Consider the following 18,915-nt stretch of genomic DNA (forward strand, 5'->3'; position numbering starts at 1 on the left):
GTTCAAGGAGTGGAGGCAGGCGGCGCCTGGTGTAGGGGAAGGAAGCACGTGCCTCCGCCCTCGACACAGGCTTCCCTTTCGTCTTCTCTCTGTCGGCTGGTGTGAGCCGTTTTGGGCGGTAGTGTCTCTAGAGGGCCATGTCCGTACCCGGGCGACTCATTCCATTGCACCAGGACGCCGCCGAGGTGGAGGTTGACCCGGCCGACCTCACCGCCGTGGTTCGGGCGTACCGTCCCTATGTCGCGGGGGTGGTGAAGCGCATGTTGGGGCGTGACGACGAGGTCGACGACATTGTGCAGGACACCTTCGTGCGTGCCATCGATGGCCTCAAGCGGCTCGAAAACCCCCTGCGGGTGAAGCCCTACCTGGCGTCGACCGCGGTGCGACTGACGTTGAGGCGGCTGCGCAGGCGGCGGCTGCAGCGCGCTTTCGGCCTGTGGGAGCGTTGGCACCCCACGCTGCTCTCCACGCCCCGCGCCAATGGCGAGCACATGGCGCTGTTGAATGACGTGTACCGGGTGCTCGACAGCAGGTCGGCGGACGAGCAGGTGGCGTGGAGCCTTCGCTATCTGGAGGGTGAGCGGTTGGAGCGCGTCGCCGAGCTGTTGGGTTGCTCGGTCTCGACGGCCAAACGACGCATCGCCGCCGTGGACGCGGCGATGGAGGAGGCGCACCGTGACTGAACGGCACCAGCGTTGGGCTGAGGCGGCGCGCTCGCTCGAACCGAAGTACTCGACGCACGAGGCGACGCTGTTCGAAGCGGAGGTGCGCCGGCGCTACCGCCAACGGGAGGTGCGTCGGCGGGTGGCGCTGTCTGGGCTCGGCGTCGCGGCGCTCGTGCTGGTCGCGCTCTTCGTCCCTTCGATGTCGCGCGGGCCCGGCGTTCCCGAGGTCGTGATTGGTGAAGACGCGCGGGTGGTGATGCCCATCGGCGCGCCGGTGCGCACCCTCCGCTCGGAGCCGGGACTCTTGTGGTTGGAGCTGGAGCGCGGCGCCATGCACTTCAGGGTCGCCCCTCAGCACGGGCGGCTGGTGCGGGTGTCGGCTGGCGCCGTGGAGGTCGAGGTGGTCGGCACCGCGTTTACTGTCACCCGCGAAGACCAGCAGGTGAGCGTGGTCGTCACCGAGGGCCGCGTCCGGGTGCGCGCCGGAGTCCGGGAGACGCTGCTGGCTGCGGGCGAGCAGGGCACCTTCCGTGTGGAGGCGCTCGTCCCTGAAGCCGTTGACGCGCCCGTTGTGCCTGATGAGGTGACGGCCGAGGCGAGCGGGGACGAAGGTGTGCCCGCGATGTCCGAGGCGCCGAGCGTGGCGCCTGCACCGCGGCCCCCGGGCAGGAAGAACGTGCGTCGTCCGGCCACCTGGCGCGCACATGCCGAGCAGGGCGATTTCCAGACGGCCTGGTCGGCGTTGCAGCGCGAGGGTGCTCCCGAGGACGAGCCTGGAGATCTGCTCCGCGCCGCCGACGTGGCCCGTCTCAGCGGGCACCCCGAGGCTTCGCTTGCCCCGCTTCGCCGGGTGCTGTCGCGCTTTCGCGGTGACCCGCGCGCGTCGCTCGCCGCCTTCACCCTCGGTCGGGTGCTACTGGATGACCTGGGCAACCCGCGAGAGGCGGCTGACGCGTTTCTGGAGGCGCACGCGCTGGCTCCGAAGGGCCCGCTCGCCCCCGACGCACTCGCTCGCGCTGTCGAGGCCCAGGCCCAGGCGGGAGATGTCGCCGCGGCCCGAGGCACCGCCGAGCGCTTCATCGAAGAGTTTCCGCGGTCGCGGCGGGTCGACGCCGTGAGACAGTGGGGGAGGCTCGAAGCACCGTGATGTCCCTTCTTCCGTCCGGGTCCTCCGGCGCTGCGCAGGTGGCCCTGGCGTGATGGTCGCAGTGGTGTGGTGGGTGGCTGCCGTCTCGCTGGCTGGCTCGGGCAGCGTGGCGATGAGCGCCACCGGCTGCCCGCCCGGCGTCGAACCGGAGCTGCGCCGGCTGCTGGCGATTGAACTCAAGGTGCCCGTCGACGCGGCGTCCGGCCAAGGTGACACGCGGGTGACCGTCGACTGCACGGCGCCGCGCTACACGGTGGCACTCGAGGTGTTGGACCGAAAGCCCGAGCAGTTCGAGGTCGACATCTCCGACGTCAGCGCGTTGGCCGTTCCCCGGACGGTCGCGTTGTTGGTGGCCGAAGCCGCCGCGCGGCTGTGGTCTTCGCCGCCCGCCGAGCCGCTCCTTCCGCCGGTCGAGCCTCCACTTGAGCTCCCGCCTCCATCAGAACTCTTGCCTCCTCCCGAGCTCCCGCCTGTCGTCCAGGTCCCGTCCACGCTCGAGGCCCCGCCTGTTCCCATGGCCGAGCCGGGCCGGTTGCAGTTCGGTCTGTTCGGCGTTGGCCGCTTGGGGGAGTTGCCGTTGTTGGGGGGAGGCCTCGCGGCCGACGTGAGGCTTGGGAGTTGGGTGGGCCTGCGCTTCGACGTGGCGGCGCTGCGAGGGCGCGCACAGCGGGCCTCGGGCTCGGTGTTGGCGACGCTGGTCGATGGCGGGGTCACCTTCGATGTGCGGACGGAGCGAGAGCGGTGGATGGTTCGGGGCGGCGTCGGGCTGCGTTGCGGACTCGGGGAGCTCGAGGGCCTGCCGGCGGAAGGGCACGTGGGGGCAGTCACGCGCGGCGTGCTCTGGGGTCCCCAGGCAGGAGTGAGCGGCGAGTGGCGACCGTGGGGATGGCTTGGACTCGGGCTGGGCCTCGATGGAGGCGTCTGGGTCCCGCGCCTGGATGGCACCGTGGTGGGCGAGTCGCCTGTTCGCGTCGTCGGCGCCTTCGGTGCGCTCTGGTTCTCGGTCGGCGTACGCGGGTGGTAGATTGGCGAAACCGATGCGCGGACGGTCGCCCGACATGTTGGTGCTGGCGCTGATGCTGGCGGGGTGCGAGTCGGTCACGCTGGGTGGCGCTGGAGTGGTGCTCGGTCCTGGCCCGGCGCTGTGTCGGCAGGCGTCACTCCCGCAGGTGACTCCGCTGTTCACCGAAGGTCCCGCTGAGACCGGCCCCATCGTCCTCCGTCGGGAGGACGGTGTCCTCGTCACCGAGGTCGCCGGGCGGGTGCGCGGCCGTCATGAGCGAGAGGATCGCTCCAGTTTCTTCACCACGCGCTCGTTCGAGAACCGGAGCTACCGGCTCGTGGTCGAAGACGCTGTCGCCGCCGGCCGTTCCGAAATCAAAATCACCTACTACCCCATCGTTGACGTCTCGATGTACGGCCCTGGCACCAACTTCCGCAGTTGGAAGATGTACGGCATCGAGGGAGACCAGAACGGGGGCTATACCTTTCACGTCAACCAAGGGATGCGTCAGGTGTCGCCGCGGCAGTTGGAGCAGACGGTGACCGACAACCCCCGCGTAGGCCGGCCGCTCGTCGTGGGTGACATCCTCGACTTCGAGCTCGGCATCTACCTTGCCGGTGCCGATGCCATGGACCCCAACCCCATTGTCGGCGGGTCGGCCTATTTCTCAGATACCTTCCGCTACCAGGTCGGCCTCGGCGGGCTCACGCCAGAGAACTTCGACGCCGCGGGCATGTTGGGGCCTTCTGTCGAAGCCCGTCTTGGTGGGGGCACCACCGTGCCCTTCGTCGCGCTTGCTGACGGCACCCCGGTCGCGCCGAAGTACGCGTTCTCGCAGTTGGCGCTCAACATCCAGTGGCCACACCCGCAGGGGTTTCTGGAAGGCCGCCGGCTCTTCTACACGGAGCTCGACACGGGCGCTCACGTCGAGGCGGGCAACCCGCCCCTCCCGTTGCAGGGCGTTCTGGGGCCGATGTTCAACGCCCGCAGTTGTGTCGCCTGTCATGCCTTCAATGGCCGCGGTGTGTTGCCGCCGGTGGGTGAGCAGGTGCAATCGCTGGTGCTCAAGCTGACTGGAGAGCCAGACTTCGGCGACCAACTCCAGCCGCAGGAGGCCCCTGTATGGCTTTCGCGCGTCGAGTCGCAATCTGTGACGCTCAGCGATGGTGAAGTGGTGATGTTGCAACGGCCGGTGTTCGACGCTGGCCGGCCGTTGCGTGCGTCGGCGCGACTGGCACCGGCGCTGATTGGCCTGGGGCTGCTCGAGGCGGTCGACGAAGCGACCCTTCTGGCGGCCGCCGATGAGCTGGACTGCGATGGGGACGGCATCTCGGGTCGCCCTGGGCTGAGCAGGGGCTCGCCGGGTGAAGAACCACGGCTTGGTCGCTTTGGCTGGAAGGCCGAGCACCCCTCGGTCTCCGCGCAGGTCGACGCCGAACTCGCGGCCCACCTCGGAGTGGGAGGGACGGCGAGTGCGTTCGGTGGCGAAGAACGGTCTCGTCTCGTCACCTATCTGCGGCTGCTCGGAGTCGTGCCCCAGCGTGTGACTGCGCCGGAGCAGGTCCGTCGCGGCGCGGAGGTGTTCGCCGCAGTGGGGTGTGGTGCCTGTCACCTGCGCGAGCTGACGACGGGGGGGCGGCACCCGTTCGAGGAGCTCCGCGCGCAGACGGTGCACCCGTACACCGACCTGTTGCTTCATGACATGGGCGCGGGGCTGGCGGACGACTCAGGCCTGCCCGAGGCGAGTGAATGGCGCACGGCTCCGCTGTGGGGCCTGGGCTTCACGGCGCAGGTCTCTGGCGCCGTCAACCTGCTGCACGATGGGCGGGCCGGCTCGGTGCTGGAGGCGGTGCTGTGGCATGGCGGGGAAGCGCAGAGGGCGCGGGACGCAGTGGTGGCGCTGCCGCGAGAAGACCGCCTGGCGCTGCTCGCGTTCCTCGACAGCCTCTGACGCGCCAAAGCGTGCACTGGCGCTACGGGGCTGCTCCCACATTCACGAGGCGTCCGTGGTTGTGCCGCTATACTGCGCCGATGGCTTTCGTAGATGCCTTGACGCCTCTTGGACTGTTCCTCCTGCTGCAGGGATGCGCCACTCCAGCCGCGCCCTGGAAGGGTGAAGTGCCATGGCCGGACGAAGGCTCGTCCAGAACCGTTGTCGAGCGCATGAACGCGGGTGCCGCGCTCGCGGCCGCAGGGGCCATTCGTGAGGTGGTGAGAACCCATCTGTTTCCCAACCTGTTCGCGGGATGCGCGAGTCCAGAGCAGGGCCTGGATGTTTCCGTCTTCGCGGGTCCGACGCCAGGCCTGTACTTCGTGGTGGTGGACCAGGGTTTTCACCGCTGCGGCGGTCCGAGTGGACGTGTCCTCGATTGGTGGGAAGTCTATGCGGTGACCAACCAGGGCGTTGTGGTCGATAAAGCCCCGACTCCGACTGGCGATGTCCCTGCCGATTCATTGCCCCCGGAGAAGGGAGTGCCTCCATCCAAGGCCACTCCGGACAGCAAGGATGCTTCACCCGCGCCAGTTGCCCCACCCACCTCTCTTCCGTCTCCTCATCCCGAGATATCACCTCCCGAATCGACACCCACCGCCTCGGTGTCAGCCCCACCCGCTATCGCGCCAGCTCACCCGGAAGCCAATGAGAGTTCTGCTCTTCTGGGGATGCCCCGGAGTTGAGCACCGCTTTCTAGAGAAGCCGGTCCATTCCGCTTGTGATTTAGGTGGACTCATGCACGCGACGGACGGCGGGTGGAATGGCGAAGGATTCCGAGCATTGGCGATGGCGACTTGTATAGAGAGCAGGCATGATATGGCCTTTCGAAGTGGGCAATGCTCCATGGGCAGCCAACAAGATGGGTGGCACTGCTTGCGGCCATGGCAGTGGTCAGCTTCGGATGTGCCCATTCGCAGCAGCCCGAGCGAAAAACTTACGTCATTGCCGAGGACGCGAGCGGAGTCGGGTCTGACATCGGGAGCGGAACCGGCGGATCTGGAGCGGAGGCCTACTGCAACGAACTTCAAAAACAGTGCTTCACGTCCTGCTGGAATCGAAAGCCCAGCGTTTCAAGCATCAAGATGGGCTCTGGCATGCACCATGAGCACTGCACCAAGACGTGCCGCGAAGAATTCACCCGGTGCATCGAGGCGCAAGCGGAACGGGAGAAACAGGATTCGCAGAAGAAGGAGCTGCACTTCCCCACCATGGATGCCGCGCTCGTATGGATCAGGGCCCACAAGGGTGAGGTGGCGATTGGAACCATCGTCATCGTCGCAGGCGTGATTGCCGCTCCCTACGTCGTTGCCATCGCGGCTGGTGGTGCGCTGGTTCTTGCCCCACTGTGAGCGGATGACGGTTATCAGGTGACGCCATGGCAAAGACGCCCGGTCTCGATTTGGACGACATGCTCCTCGCGCTGAACCCCTTCATCGACGGCCAGTCGGAGGGCTCGAAGGAACGGTCGGCGCTCGAACTTGCCCAGGCCGCGCTGCTCTACATCCGCGACCGTGGGCAGGAGGCCGACTTCGCCGCGTACTACGCGCGATTCTCCGACACAGCCTTCACCGTCGAAGTCTCCCACGAGTTCGCGACGCGAGAAGCAGCGGACCAGTGGCTCTCCAGTGGCGTAGCCCGGGACTCCGAGCGTGTGAAGATTGCTGGCAAGGGCTTCATGGTCGTTGAAGCGCAAGGACGGCGACTGTTCATGGTCGCGCCTCTCCCTGAAGAGTTGAAGGCGGACCCGAAGTAGGTGCCCTGCTACCGCGCCGGCGGGTACTTCTGGAGCTTGCGCTGAAGTGAGCGGCGGTGGATGCCGAGCTTGCGCGAGGCCTCGGAGATGTTCCCCGCGCAGTCCGCGAGCACTCGGTGGATGTGCTCCCACTCCGCTCTCGCCAGCGAGGGCGCTTCGAATGTCTCCGGCGCCGCCAGCGACGGCTCGCCCGAAGCTCGCTCGAAGGCCGCGAGGATGTCGTCCACGTCCGCCGGCTTGGGCAGGTAGTTCACCGCTCCCAGTCGAATCGCATCCACCGTCGTCGCGATGCTCCCATACCCCGTGAGCACAATCGCCTTCGTGGACGAGTCCACCGCCAGCAAATCCTTCACCACTTCCAATCCACTGCGCCCCGGCATGCGCAGGTCCACCACCGCGTACTCCGGTGACTCCCGCCGCGCCGCCGCCAGCGCCTCGTCGTAGTCGCCCGCCGTGGTGACTTCCCACCCGCGCTCACGAAACGCCCGCGCCAGCCGCTCCCGCAGCGTCGCGTCGTCATCCACGAGCAACAAGCTCGGGTGATGCCCATCACCGCCCACCGCGCTCACGACGCCACCTCCGTGGCGGCCGGCGCTCCGACAGGCAATGCCAGACTCGCCACCGTCCCCTGTCCCGGCGTGGACCGCAGCTCCAACGAACCGCCGAGCTGCTCCGCCAACGTGCGCGCCAGAAACAATCCCAACCCCATGCCCTCACCCGGCGCCTTCGTGGTGAAGAAGGGCTCGCCCGCCCGCGCCAGGATTTCCGCCGGCATCCCCGCGCCCCCATCGCGCACCTCCAGCCGCGCGCCTCCTCTCCCCGCCACCACCCGCAACTCCACCGACCTGGACGGCGGCGACGCCTGGAGCGCGTTCTTCACCAACCCTCGCACCACCCGCGCCAGCGCTCGCGGCGGCCCCTGCACCCGCCACGCGCTCAACTCCTCGGGCAGCTCCACCCGCACCCGCTCCACGCCCGACAGCTCCGACAGCGAGTCCTCCACCAACCGTCCCAGCGGCATCGGATGGAAGGCCTCTCCCGTCGTCTGCCCCGCGTCCGCCGACATCTGCACCAGCACGTCGCGACAGCGGTCCACCTGCTGACGGATGAGGCGCAAGTCCTCACGCACCGCCTCGGAAGTCCCCGCCGCCGTCAGCGCCCGCTCCACTTCCTTCGACACCACCGCGATGGTCGACAGCGGCGTGGACAACTCATGCGCCGCGCCCGCCGCCAGCGTCGCCAGCGAGGCCACCTTCTCCCGCCGCGCATGCTGCGCTCGCGCCTGCGCCAGCTCCTGCTCGCGCTCCTCCAGCGCCCGCGTCACCCGCTGCACGAAGTACACGATGAAGCCCGCTGCCACCGCGAACGCCACCCACATTCCATTGATGTGCAGCCGCATCAGCGCCGCGTGGTCCGGCCGCGACAGCCCCGGCACCAACACCACGTCCTGCAGCAGGAACAGCGAACCGAACGCCGTCAGCGTGAAGCCCAACAGGCTCCACATCCACCGCGAGGGCAACAGCACCGTGCCCAGCGCCACGTTCACCAGGTACAGCGTGGTGAAGGGGTTGTGCGTGCCACCACTCAGCGCCAAAAGCCCCGTGAGCACCAGCGTGTCCCACAGCATCAGCTTGCCGATGGTGCCCTCGGTCACCCGCGCCCGGCCCAGCCACGCTCGCACCGCGAGGTTGGTGATGCCCTCCAGCGCCAGCAGCCCCAACAGCACCGGCACCGGCAACGCCAGCTCCAACCCATACGCCGCCATCGCGATGACCATCGCCTGGCCCAGCAACAGTCCCCACCGCAGCTTCAGCAGCCACTCGAGGTTGATGCGGGCGCGCGAAGCGGGTTCGGTGGGGACGGGAGGCGTCATGGCACGACAGCGGACTGCAGCGAGGCGGAGCGGGCCACATTGCCCAGCAGGTCCACGTTGCGAGGCGACTCGCCCGGACCCACGCCATCCAGCCACGAATCCCACGCCAGTGTGAAGACCCGCGCCGCCTTCGGCGCGTCTTCCGTCAACTCAAGCCCCTCCAGCAGCACGTCCACCGACGAGGTGCCCCGCGTCTCCACCTCGAACCCGCGCTCGCCCTCCGCCAGCGTGCCCCGGACATGCAGGCTCAGCCCCAACATGTCCACCGGCACCGCGCCCTGCGACGCCGAGGACAGTCCCTCCGCGTCCGCGTCCGCCGGCTCGAAGGTGAGCCGCGCCCGGCAGTAGCGCCCCGGCGGTGGACGCATCACCCCCAGCGGCAGCACCGCTCCATCCGTGTCCCCCAGCGCGACGACGTGCGGCGTGCCCATCCGCAGCGCGTTCGACACCGAGTGCGCCCACGCCGTCCCCACCGGGGACAGCTCGTTCCACAGCCTCCGCCAGCCCGTCGCCTCGCACGGAATCAGCTCCACCTTGCCCAGCGTGACGAGCGCCCCGGACAGCGTGGCCCGCGCCCCTTCGTCCGTGACGAGCGTGCGCGCCCCCGCCGCCTCCGGAACCCCGCGCGCCCGAGCGGTGGTAATCCCCAAGGTCAGCTCCATCCCCTCGATTCGCTCACCGCCACCACAGCCGGCGAGACACAGCAACAAGGCGGGCAGGGCAAGGGACTTCACGGACACAGGCATGGCTCAGAGGTCATATGCGACGGACATCATCGCGATGGGAGTGGGCGCCACGCGTCCGTGGAGCCGGTTGAAGAAGGGGACGCGCACGCCCGCGGCCACCACGATGTCCGTGCTGGGGCTGAAGAGGACGTCGGGCGACGCGTAGCCGATGACGCCCCCTCCGTTCTCCTCCTTCTCGCCGTCGATGTCCGCCGCCGCCTCCATCCGTCCGTCCAGCCCCAGCCGCACCGCCCACTTGGGCGCGGGCTGATACTGCGCGGCCAGCGTGGTGCGCACCGACGGGCCCGCCTTGAAGCCCAGCATGCCGCGCAGGGGCAGGAAGCCCGTGGCGCTGACCAGGAAGGACCAGTCCCCCCGGAAGTGCTGGTACGCCACGCCCGCCAGCGGGTCCACCGAGCCGCTTCCGAGCTGTGTGTCCAAATCCAACAGCGTGCCGTCCTCCGCGCGCAGCCGGGGCGCGGTGGGCAGCTTCACCCCCGCGAGCACGCTGAAGAGATGATCCGCGGAGAACTCGCGGTCCTGGTACAGGAACGCCTTCGCGCTCACCTCCACGTCGCCCACGCCCCACCCGCGCTCGCGGGCCAGGCTCACCGAGCGCACCTCGCGCGCCTGCAGGGGCAACGTGGCCGACAGGAACAGCCAGGGCAGCGGCGCGTACGCCACCGCCACGTCCATGCGGGCCTCGCGCAGCCGCAGCGCGTCCACGCGCTCCTGCCCCACCGTGTGCCCCCAGGCCCGCAGGGTGGTGGACAGGCGCAGTCGTCCGGAGAACGGCTGCTCGGTGCCCATCGAGGTGAGCGTCGGGTCCCCACACGCACACGTGGCGCAGGCCCAGGCGGGGGAGACGGGCGCCAGCACGGCGCCGCAGAAGAGAAGGAGGGCGAGGGAGGCTTTCACGACGGCGAAGACGATACGCCCCCGTCCGCCCCCGCCGCGTGTGGCGTGTTGTCGCAGTCCGTCGAGGCGACCCACGGCCCGCGACGCCCCCTGGAAGGCGAGCGGGGAGGCGAGCCCCGGCTGCCTCGCGGGAAGTCATGGGCAGGTTGAGAATGACTTCCACGCCCCGGCGTTGGTGGGAAACAGGAGGCCTTACATGGGAGTGCTCGCGCCGCTTGGTCGGCTGCTCTTTTCCGCCATCTTCATCACCAGCGGCCTGAATCACTTCATCCAGCTCGACGCCCTCACGGCGTACGCGCAGAGCTCCGGCATCCCCGAGCCGCGCTGGGCGGTGTTGTTGTCGGGCGCGGCGCTGGTGCTCGGGGGGCTGTCCGTGCTGCTCGGCGTGCTCGCCCGCCTGGGGGCCGCGGCCATCGCCATCTTCCTGCTGTCCGCGGCCTTCATGGTCCATCGCTTCTGGCTCATCGCCGACCCGGTGCAGGCGCAGGATCAGCTCATCCACTTCATGAAGAACCTCTCCATGGCCGGAGGCGCGCTCTTCATCGTCTACTTCGGCTCCGGCCCCTTCAGCCTGCGTCGCGGGGGACGCAAGGAGGGCCTCCTCGGCGGGGGACGACTCGGCACGCCGCTGAGGCCCTGAGGGCCCCGAAGCTCGCGAGCCCGAGAACTCGCGAGCTTGGAGGTTCAGCCCGCCGCCGCGACGGCCGTCGCGGCGCGCAGGGTGAAGAAGGCGACCTCCGGCTCGCTGCCCCGGCGCAGGTACGGGCCGCCGAAGCCGAAGCCCAGCCCGCGATTCACGTAGAGCTGGTTGCCGTTCACCTGGTAGTGCCCGCGGATGTACGGCTGGCCCGCGCGACGGAACAGCCGCTCGGTGAGGCCCTGGACGATGAACTGCCCGCCGTGCGTGTGCCCGGAGAACTGCACCAGGTTTCCCTGCGCGGGCAGCTTGTCCACCGTGGGCGGCGTGTGGGCCAGCACCAGCCGCGTGCCGGATTCGGGTGCACCTCGGAAGGTCGCCTCCACGTCGTCGCGCCCGGTGCGCCCGTCATCCACGCCCAGCACCGTCACCGGGCCGCCGCGCACGTGGACGACGCGGTGCTCGTTCTGGAGCACGGTGTAGCCCAGGTGCTCGAAGGACTGGCGCAGGTAGGGCGCGTCCACCCAGTGGTCATGGTTGCCCAGCACCACGAAGACGCGGCCCTTCAGCCCGGAGAGCACGTCGCGCACGCGCGGCAGCGGCTTGGGGCTGTGGGTGACGTAGTCGCCCGTGAGGAACACGAGGTCGGGGGACTCCGAGTTGACGGCCTCCACCGCGCGGCGGATGCGCACCTCGGACGTCGCCTGCCCCACGTGCACGTCGGAGAGCTGCGCCACGCGCAGGCCGTCATGACACGCCGGCAGGTGCGGCAGGTGCAGCACGTTCTCCGTGAGGGTGAAGTGGTCCCTCCAGCGCAGCCGTCGCTCCGGACGAAGCGGATCCACGCCACTCCAGGCCACCAACTCGTTGCGGCCTCCCTGATGGGACTCCAGATGTGGTCCACCGGACGAGGACGACGAGGGGCGACGGCGGGCCAGACGTCTCAAGCGCATGCGATGCGGTTCCTTTTCCGGCCGGAGGCGGTGAGCGCCCGATTGTACGGAGCCGGGGGAGGTGGGTTGAAGCAGGTGTCCCGCGCACGCCTGCCCTCCTTGCGGCCAGCGAGCGGGGTGAGGGGAAAACCGTCATGATTCCGGGAAGATTCCAGGGGAGCCTCCGGGCTTCCTTCCACCATTGGACACACTGCCGGGGGGCATGCGGTGACGGCGTCCGACGAGGTTGGTACACACGCGGAGACGATGAGCCCCCGGCTTGGGACGGCCCCCGACATGGGCCCGGATGTGTTGACGCCAGCCGGTGAGACGGGCCGTGGAGGGCAGGAGGCCTTGCCTGTCGGCTCGCGCCCCGTCGCCCTCTCCGAGCTGATGGGCACCATGCCCCTGGGCATGGCGGTGGTGGACCGCGAGCTGCGCTTCGTCGAGGTGAGCGAGGCCCTGGCCTCCCTCAACGGCCGGCCGCGCGAGGCCCACCTCGGACGGCACATGGACGAGGTGATGAACCCCCACTCGTCCCTGGGCGACACCTCCCGCCGGGTGCGCCGCGTGCTGGAGACGGGCGAGCCCCTGGACGGCGTGGACATCATCCACCGCGAGCCCGGCGTCGGCGTGGAGCGCACGCGCGTCTTCCGCGCCAGCTATCACCCGGTGCTCCGCGACGGCGAGGTCATCGCCGCGTGCATCTACGTGGAGGACCTCACGGAGCGCCGCCGCGTGGAGGCCCAGCGCGACGCGGGAGCGGCCCGGGAGCGCGCGGTGCGCGAGCAGTCCCTGCGCGAGACGCAGGAGGCCGTGCGCGCCCGCGACGAGTTCCTCAGCGTCGCCGCCCATGAGCTGCGCACGCCGCTCACCAGCATGCGCCTGCACCTGCAGCTCCTGTTGCGACAGGTGACGAGCGCGCAGCCCGAGCTGGGCCGGGAGCTGGCGCCGCGCGGTCAGGTGCTGGAGCGGCAACTGTCGCGGCTGGGCAGCCTGGTGAACACGCTCCTGGACGTGTCCCGGGTGGCGGCGGGCAAGCTGAGCCTGGAGCCGCGCGAGCTGGACCTGGTCCAGGTCGTCCGGCAGATGGTGGACGCGTTCTCCGAGGAGTTCGCTCGCGCCGGCTGCGAGCTGTCCGTGCACGTGTCGGGGACGCTGCCGGGCCAGTGGGACCCGCTGCGCGTGGAGCAGGTGCTGGTGAACCTCCTGTCCAACGCGGCCAAGTACGGCGCGGGGCGGCCGGTGGAAATCTCGCTGGTGGGCGAGGGCACCATGGCGGTGCTGGCCGTGAAGGACCACGGCATCGGCATCTCCGAGGACGGCATGGCGCGCCTGTTCGGCAAGTTCGAGCGCGCCGTCTCCGAGCGTCACTACGGCGGCCTGGGCCTGGGCCTCTACATCACCCGGCAAATCGTCGAGGCCATGGGCGGCAGCATCACCGTGCGCTCCGCCCAGGGCCAGGGCTCCACGTTCATCCTCCGCCTGCCCACCCAGCCTCGCACGGCGCCCGCCGTCGCTCCGACGGTGGTGGTGGGCGGCCGCGCGAAGTAGCGATTCACGAGGAACGGGCGCCCCCCTTCCGGAAGTCCGGAGGCGAGGCGCCCGTCGAATCGGTTCGAAGCGCGAGCGGCTCGGGTGGGTCAGTACCCGCGCAGCACGAACAGCCGCCCGTCAATCAGGACATACAGCGCGGAAGGCGTCACGCGAGGGTCATAGACGAGCTGCTGCACCTCGCCGCCGCTGACGCCCGTCACCTTCTCCATCTGCTTGTCCGGCGTCAGGCGCCACAGGCCGCTGTACGCCGTGCCGACGAAGAGCGAGCCGTCGTCGGTGGCCGCGAGCGAGGTGTAGTCGTTGGTGTTGGCGCCTTCGATGCGGACGTAGTTCGTGTCGCTGAGCTTCTTCGGGTTGCCGCGCTGGGGCGTCCCGGTGAACTGCCACAGGCCCTGGCGGAGGCTGGCCACGTAGTAGAGGCCGTCCTTGGTCTGCTGGAAGCCGCGCCAGAAGTTGTGGGGCGCCTCCACGTCGCGGTTGTCCTCGGGGCCCGGGCTGACGGGGTCCACGAAGGTGTTGAGCGAGTAGACGGCGGGCTCCACCGAGGCGGGCATGTCCGGCTTGCGCTCCTCGGAGTCCCACCACTCCAGCGCCGCGTTGGGCGGGATGATGCCAATCTTGAAGTCGTTGGCGATGAGCACGTGGCCCTCCTGGGAGAGCCCCAGCCCGAAGGTGTAGCCCGCGCGCTGCGAGCGCTTCGTCGCCCCCGTGTTCGGGTCCGTCGTCACGAACATGTACGTCGGGTGACGGTGGCTGCTGTACTCGTAGCCCCGGATGCGCGTCACGCCGTGGTTCGTGCCGATGTAGACCTCACCCTCGTACGCGCCGCGCATGACCCGAGCGCACGAGTAGACGGAGCGGTCCTCGTCGTAGTGGTAGTCGTTGCTGTTGCGGATGCCCAGCGGCTCGTTGCGGCTGGGGCGGCTGCTGCCCGCGGAGCGGTAGAGGTGCTCGCGCAGCACCACGTCGGTGCCCTCGCCGTTCACCCCCACCACGTCCAAATCGCCCTTCTGGAACTCGAAGTAGTGCAGCTCCGTGAAGTCCGGCTCGCCGCGTCCGGGGATGCGCTGGCCCTGGGTGATGACGTCGTTCGTCATGTAGCCCACGTAGGCCTCGCCCGCCTTGCCGCCGCAGATGACGGTGGAGTTGGTGGCGAGCTTGTCCGCCTCCGGGCCCAGGCCCAGGCTCGCCTGGCCAATGGGCTGGCGGGTCCACAGCACCCGGTCCGTGCCCGCGCGCAGCACGCCAATCTGGCTGCCGTTGAGCACCCAGATGTTGTGCGCCGCATCCACGCCCACCGAGCGGACCTTGGGGATGTCGTACTTCGCGCTGTAGTTCGTCAGCGCGTCCGTGGGCCACGGGCCCTCGGGCGTCGTGGGCTGCGTGCCGCCGTCCGGAATGGGGTCCGTGCCGCCATCGCCGGGAAGAGGGTCCGTGCCGCCGTCACCGGGAAGGGGGTCGGTGCCGCCGTCGCCGGGAATGGGGTCCGTGCCGCCGTCTCCAGGTCCCCCGTCGTCCGTGCCGCCATCGTCCGAGGGTGACTGGATGTCGCCACCGTCGTCCTTCGGCCCCGTCTCCTTCGAACTGTCGCAGGCTCCCGCCGCCATCACCAACGCCACACCGACACACGCGCCCAACAGTCGTCGAATCACCGAATCCTCCCGTCCCCGGTGTGGAGCAAGCGGCGTACCGGGCTCGGCGCGGGGACATGCGGGCGAAAGAGGGAAGCGCGCTGCCCACCGTGGGCAAGGCGCGGCGTCGACGTGTCGCCGGAAATGACCAGGCCCGCCCCCCGTGAGGGAAGCGGGCCTGGGAGCCTGTCGGCTGGGTGACGCGCGAGACGTCAGTGGGTGGCGTCGTCCACTTCCTTCTTCATGTCATCGCTGGTCTGGTCCGCCTTGTCGGAGGCCTTCTTGGCCTCGTCCTTCGCGGCGTCCGTGGTGCCGGAGCCGCCCGTGGCCTTCTCGCCCTTGGGGCTCTTGGCGCGCAGCTCCACGGCGACGATGTCGTCACCGCTGAGCTGGAAGCGGGCGTTCACCTCCGCGCCCTCGGGGAGCTGGTCGGCCCGCACCTTCTTGCCGTCCAGCATCACCACCGTCTGGGGCTTCACCTCCAGCTTGGCGTCCGGCAGGTACTTGCGCGTCAGGTCCACGCTGTCGTTGCCCGCCTTCTTCACGGTGCCCTTGATGTTCAGCGAGTGCGCCTTCTTGAAGGTGTTGTCCACGCCGGGGACCTTTTCGGCCTCCTTCGTGGCGCCGTTGATGCCGCGGCCCACATCGGTGGCGTCCACGCCCGTCTGGATGCGCGCCCCGGAGCCCGGAACCTGGTTTTGCGAAGGTTGCTCGGAGGGCTCGCTCTGGGCGAACGCAGCGGAGCCAATGCACAGCGCGAACGTGGCGATGAGCTTCTTCATGGGGTTCCCTCTCCCTTGAGGTCGGATGAATGACTTCTGGGAGCAAGGGTGGGGAGGCTGCCCCCCTTTCGCCAACCTGTCCGGGGCGCCACCACGTCACCTCGCCCGGAGAGCATGCGAGCGGGCGGGCGGAGTTCAGCCGGCGTGGCTCAGGCGCTTCACCGTGGACAGCAGCTCGTTCAAGTCCAGCGGCTTGCGCAGACACCCCGCCACGTCGAGCTCCTTCGCGGCGGCCTCGAGGTGCAGGTCCGCGCTCGCCACGACGACGGGGATGTCCGACAGCGAGGTGTCATGGCGCAATGCCTCGCGAAAGGCGAAGCCGTCCATCCTCGGCATCATCAAGTCCAACAGGATGAGGTGCGGCCGCGAGCCCTGCTGTCGCAGGTGCGCGAGCGCCTCCAGGCCGTCCGCGGCGAGCAGCACCGAGTAGCCCTCCAGCTCGAACGCGTCCTGGAGCGCGTCGCGGATATCCAAATCGTCGTCCACGACGAGCAGTGTCTGAAGCGCTTGCACCGGTCCTCCCACCCTGGTCCGGGGCGGACTCGCTCCCACACCACGCCAACGATGGGGCCGCCACCGTCCAGGCGGAAGCGCTTCGCTGGCGATCTGGGTCATTCAGTGCTCACCACCCGACGGCCCGCTTGCCCCAGGACCGCGCTCCCATTGTCCAGAATTGTAATGGAGTTGCGTTAATTCAAGTTACACGAAATATGAACCTGTGCTGGTTTGCTCGTATTACGGGTTGGGTTGAAGATGCGCCCGGCTGCCCGTCCCCTCGGCGGGCGCTCAATCCTGGGAGCTGTCTTCATGCACACCATTGGTCGAAGTGGAGCAGGGAAGCTGTTCGCGTCGTTGCTGTGTACGGTGTCCGTCATGGCCTGTGGGCCGGCGCCGGAGGCGGGCAAGCCCGAGGCGGGCCAGGAGACGGCGCCGACGGGCACCACCGAGCAGCCGGTGGTCTACGGCACCGACAACCGCACGGATGTCTACGCGCACGCGAATGCGACGCTGCGGCAGCGGGCGGAGAAGTCCACCGTGGCGCTGATGAGCCCGTCCGACTACACGGTGGGCTCCAACGGCACTGTCACGTTCAACGCGCCCACGCTGGGCTCGGCGTACGGCCTGTGCTCCAACCAGCGCTTCCTGAGCGACCTGACGCCGGCGTTCTGCTCGGGCACGCTCATCGACGATGACCTGGTGCTGACGGCGGGCCACTGCATCACCAGCGCGTCCGCGTGCAGCAGCACGCGCGTCGTCTTCAACTTCTACCGCACGTCCGCCACGGGGATGCAGACGGTGACGTCCGCGGACATCTTCTCGTGCACGTCCATCGTCGTGCGCCAGCAGACGTCCGGCACGCCCAACCTGGACTACGCCATCATCAAGCTGGACCGCGCCGCCACGCCGCGCTTCGAGCCCGCGCCCATCCGCGCCGGCAACGCCGCGCTGGCGGTGGGTTCCAGGGTGACGGTCATCGGCTCCGGCAGCGGCATCCCCTTCAAGATTGACGACGGCGGCTCCGTGCGTGACGCGCGCGCCGGGACGCTGGACTACTTCGTCGCCACCACCGACACGTTCGGCGGCAACTCCGGCTCCGGCGTGTACGAGAACACCGGCTACACCGTGGCGGGCATCCTGGTGCGCGGCGAGACGGACTACGTCACCAGCGGGAGCTGCCGCATCGTCAACACCTGCACGGAGACGGGCTGCCGCGGCGAGGACATCACCTACGTGCGCCCGGCGGTGAACGCGTACTGCAACGTGGCCGGCAGCCTGCGGCTGTGCGGCACCACCAACCCCCCGCCCACCACGACGTTCGCCTTCACCGCGACCAACACCGCCAACGCGACGGTGAACACCACGGACAAGACGGTGACGCTGGCCGCGGGGCAGACGCTCCAGTTCGGCACCTGCACGCTGCCCGGCGCCTCCGGCTCGGGTGACACGTACCTGCGCCTGACCAACTCGGCCGGCACGTCCGTGGCGAGCAACGACGACTCGTGCAGCCTGCTGTCCTTCGTCTCGTACACGGCCCCGACGGCGGGCACGTACACGATGCGCGCCGGTTGCTACTCCAGCAACTCGTGCAGCGGCACCGTGGCCTACACCATCCAGTAGTCGCCGCCGGATTCACCGGGCGCGGGAGGAGACTGACTCCCGCGTCCAGCGATGCGCTCGGGCCCTCTGCTTGCGTGAACCCAAGGGCCCGGGCCGTCTTCACCTCGCGGCGGCCAGGCGCTCGGCCCGGGAGCGCCCGGGAGACTTCAGGCGCAGCGGTCGCAGACGCCGCGCAACTGCACGTCCACGCTCTTCTGGGCCACCGCGCGGGGCACGCCCTTGGAGGACGCGATGCGGATGGACTCCTCCGGCAGGCAGGCCACCGTGCCGCAGTCGGTGCAGGTGAAGTGCGGGTGGTTGCCGCTGTGCTCGTCGCCCGAGCGTCGCAGCTCGAAGCGCCACACGTGGTCTCCCAGGTCCGCGCGCACCACCAGGCCGGCCTCGGTGAGGTCCGTCAGGTTCCGGTAGATGGTCACCCGGTCATAGCCCTCGTCACCCAGCGCATCCACCAGGTCGGCGTGGCTCATTGGCGCGGTGGCGGACTCCAGCTCGCGAAGCACCGCCACGCGGGGCGCGGTGCTGCGAAGACCCGACGCGCGGATCCTCTCCTGGAAATCAGCGAGCTTCGGCTGCACGGCGATTCGTTTGGCTCCCATGATATCTTTTCGCATAACCGATCTGCGGGACACTTTCATCTCGACCGTGTTGCGACGTTCGATGTCGAGGACTGGAGTGGCTTGCCCGCCGGGTCCCCCCAGACTCCCTGATACGGAAACAACAACCGGGAGTCCAGGATACTGGTGCAATCCTTGTGCGGAACGACTGTCCGCGCTTCCTGGCTTCCACGGCCCTTGTTCTGGACGCTCCTGGACCCCGCCAGGTTCCAGGTGGCCACACCGCTCGGGCGAACCGCTCTCAGGATGTCTCGAAGCGCCCTCCGGATGTCTCAAGGATGACAGTCGGCACCGCGCGTCATGGAGGGGGCCAGGCGGTTGAATCAGAAACAGGAAGTCGTGTGAGTCCCGGGTGCAGGTGCAACTCATGAGTCACCGGTGACGCGGTGCCGGATGCGCCAGGGTTCGCGCCGCGTGCGGCCCGGCTCGGGCACTGCGTCAGGGGCGAGTCCGGTCGGCATGGGCATGGGCACGAGGCCAGGGAAGGAGGGAGGGGCGGTGGCGTCAGGTTGGTTATCGTATCTGTGTTGTAAAAGCATCCAAGGTGTTTTTGTCGCGGGGTTCGCG

At 69.1% G+C, this 18,915-nt stretch carries 18 protein-coding genes; 9 read left to right on the forward strand and 9 right to left on the reverse strand.

Annotation, left to right across the window (positions count from 1 at the left end):
- Window positions 1–137 precede the first annotated feature (137 nt).
- The 6 genes from HUW62_RS08560 (at window position 138) to HUW62_RS08585 (ending at window position 6,561) form a co-directional block, all read left to right on the forward strand.
- Window positions 138–683: an RNA polymerase sigma factor gene (locus tag HUW62_RS08560; protein WP_176434134.1), complete on the forward strand. Its 546-nt coding sequence runs from the start codon at window positions 138–140 to the stop codon at window positions 681–683.
- Window positions 676–1,812 (forward strand): FecR domain-containing protein, encoded by a 1,137-nt coding sequence (locus HUW62_RS08565; RefSeq protein WP_176434135.1) that lies wholly within the window; start codon window positions 676–678, stop codon window positions 1,810–1,812. The genes HUW62_RS08560 and HUW62_RS08565 overlap by 8 nt, the downstream gene beginning before the upstream one ends.
- A 49-nt stretch (window positions 1,813–1,861) precedes the next feature.
- A complete protein-coding gene (locus tag HUW62_RS08570) occupies window positions 1,862–2,836 on the forward strand; it encodes a hypothetical protein (RefSeq protein WP_176434136.1) in 975 nt (324 codons plus the stop codon).
- 13 nt (window positions 2,837–2,849) lie between these two features.
- Window positions 2,850–4,766 (forward strand): di-heme oxidoredictase family protein, encoded by a 1,917-nt coding sequence (locus tag HUW62_RS08575; protein WP_176434137.1) that lies wholly within the window; start codon window positions 2,850–2,852, stop codon window positions 4,764–4,766.
- 905 nt (window positions 4,767–5,671) lie between these two features.
- Complete coding sequence (locus tag HUW62_RS08580) at window positions 5,672–6,157, forward strand: hypothetical protein (protein ID WP_368670370.1); 486 nt, start codon at window positions 5,672–5,674, stop codon at window positions 6,155–6,157.
- Window positions 6,158–6,183: 26 nt separating this feature from the next.
- The gene (locus HUW62_RS08585) at window positions 6,184–6,561 is read left to right on the forward strand and encodes a hypothetical protein (protein WP_176434139.1); all 378 of its coding nucleotides are present in this window, start codon (window positions 6,184–6,186) and stop codon (window positions 6,559–6,561) included.
- Window positions 6,562–6,569: 8 nt separating this feature from the next.
- On the opposite strand, the gene HUW62_RS08590 is transcribed toward HUW62_RS08585, so the two are convergent.
- The 4 genes from HUW62_RS08590 to HUW62_RS08605 are packed head-to-tail and all read right to left on the reverse strand — an operon-like array spanning window position 6,570 to window position 10,077.
- A complete protein-coding gene (locus HUW62_RS08590; protein ID WP_176434140.1) occupies window positions 6,570–7,130 on the reverse strand; it encodes a response regulator transcription factor in 561 nt (186 codons plus the stop codon).
- Window positions 7,127–8,434, reverse strand: coding sequence for a sensor histidine kinase (locus tag HUW62_RS08595; RefSeq protein ID WP_176434141.1), 1,308 nt, complete (start codon window positions 8,432–8,434; stop codon window positions 7,127–7,129). Before HUW62_RS08595 ends, HUW62_RS08590 begins: the two co-directional genes overlap by 4 nt.
- A complete protein-coding gene (locus HUW62_RS08600) occupies window positions 8,431–9,180 on the reverse strand; it encodes a hypothetical protein (protein WP_176434142.1) in 750 nt (249 codons plus the stop codon). Before HUW62_RS08600 ends, HUW62_RS08595 begins: the two co-directional genes overlap by 4 nt.
- 3 nt (window positions 9,181–9,183) lie before the next feature.
- The gene (locus HUW62_RS08605; protein WP_163869999.1) at window positions 9,184–10,077 is read right to left on the reverse strand and encodes a transporter; all 894 of its coding nucleotides are present in this window, start codon (window positions 10,075–10,077) and stop codon (window positions 9,184–9,186) included.
- A gap of 196 nt (window positions 10,078–10,273) precedes the next feature.
- Here HUW62_RS08605 and HUW62_RS08610 point away from each other — a divergent pair, with 196 nt between their 5' ends.
- A complete protein-coding gene (locus HUW62_RS08610) occupies window positions 10,274–10,717 on the forward strand; it encodes a DoxX family protein (protein ID WP_176434143.1) in 444 nt (147 codons plus the stop codon).
- A gap of 44 nt (window positions 10,718–10,761) precedes the next feature.
- On the opposite strand, the gene HUW62_RS08615 is transcribed toward HUW62_RS08610, so the two are convergent.
- On the reverse strand, window positions 10,762–11,667 hold the full coding sequence (locus HUW62_RS08615) for a metallophosphoesterase (protein ID WP_163870001.1): 906 nt from the start codon (window positions 11,665–11,667) through the stop codon (window positions 10,762–10,764).
- A 246-nt stretch (window positions 11,668–11,913) separates the two neighbouring features.
- On the opposite strand from HUW62_RS08615, the gene HUW62_RS08620 reads away from it, so the two are divergent.
- Window positions 11,914–13,200, forward strand: a complete 1,287-nt coding sequence (locus HUW62_RS08620) for a PAS domain-containing sensor histidine kinase (RefSeq protein ID WP_240357069.1) — start codon at window positions 11,914–11,916, stop codon at window positions 13,198–13,200.
- Between the two features lie 89 nt (window positions 13,201–13,289).
- Here HUW62_RS08620 and HUW62_RS08625 read toward each other — a convergent pair whose 3' ends face one another.
- The 3 genes from HUW62_RS08625 to HUW62_RS08635 all read right to left on the reverse strand — a co-directional run bounded on the left by HUW62_RS08625 (window position 13,290) and on the right by HUW62_RS08635 (window position 16,129).
- Window positions 13,290–14,855 (reverse strand): hypothetical protein, encoded by a 1,566-nt coding sequence (locus tag HUW62_RS08625; protein WP_368670371.1) that lies wholly within the window; start codon window positions 14,853–14,855, stop codon window positions 13,290–13,292.
- A 191-nt stretch (window positions 14,856–15,046) separates the two neighbouring features.
- Window positions 15,047–15,616 carry a hypothetical protein gene (locus HUW62_RS08630; RefSeq protein WP_163870002.1) on the reverse strand — a complete coding sequence of 190 codons (570 nt, stop codon included), beginning with the start codon at window positions 15,614–15,616 and terminating at the stop codon, window positions 15,047–15,049.
- A gap of 135 nt (window positions 15,617–15,751) precedes the next feature.
- Window positions 15,752–16,129: a response regulator gene (locus HUW62_RS08635; protein WP_163870003.1), complete on the reverse strand. Its 378-nt coding sequence runs from the start codon at window positions 16,127–16,129 to the stop codon at window positions 15,752–15,754.
- 294 nt (window positions 16,130–16,423) lie between these two features.
- Between HUW62_RS08635 and HUW62_RS08640 the strand changes: the two genes are divergently transcribed.
- The gene (locus tag HUW62_RS08640) at window positions 16,424–17,734 is read left to right on the forward strand and encodes a serine protease (RefSeq protein ID WP_163870004.1); all 1,311 of its coding nucleotides are present in this window, start codon (window positions 16,424–16,426) and stop codon (window positions 17,732–17,734) included.
- A gap of 146 nt (window positions 17,735–17,880) precedes the next feature.
- Here the strand turns inward: HUW62_RS08640 and HUW62_RS08645 are convergent, their stop codons facing one another.
- Window positions 17,881–18,330: a Fur family transcriptional regulator gene (locus HUW62_RS08645; protein WP_163870005.1), complete on the reverse strand. Its 450-nt coding sequence runs from the start codon at window positions 18,328–18,330 to the stop codon at window positions 17,881–17,883.
- Between the last annotated feature and the right edge of the window lie 585 nt (window positions 18,331–18,915).

The sequence above is a fragment of the Myxococcus sp. AM011 genome, assembly GCF_013372595.1.
Classification (GTDB): domain Bacteria; phylum Myxococcota; class Myxococcia; order Myxococcales; family Myxococcaceae; genus Myxococcus; species Myxococcus eversor.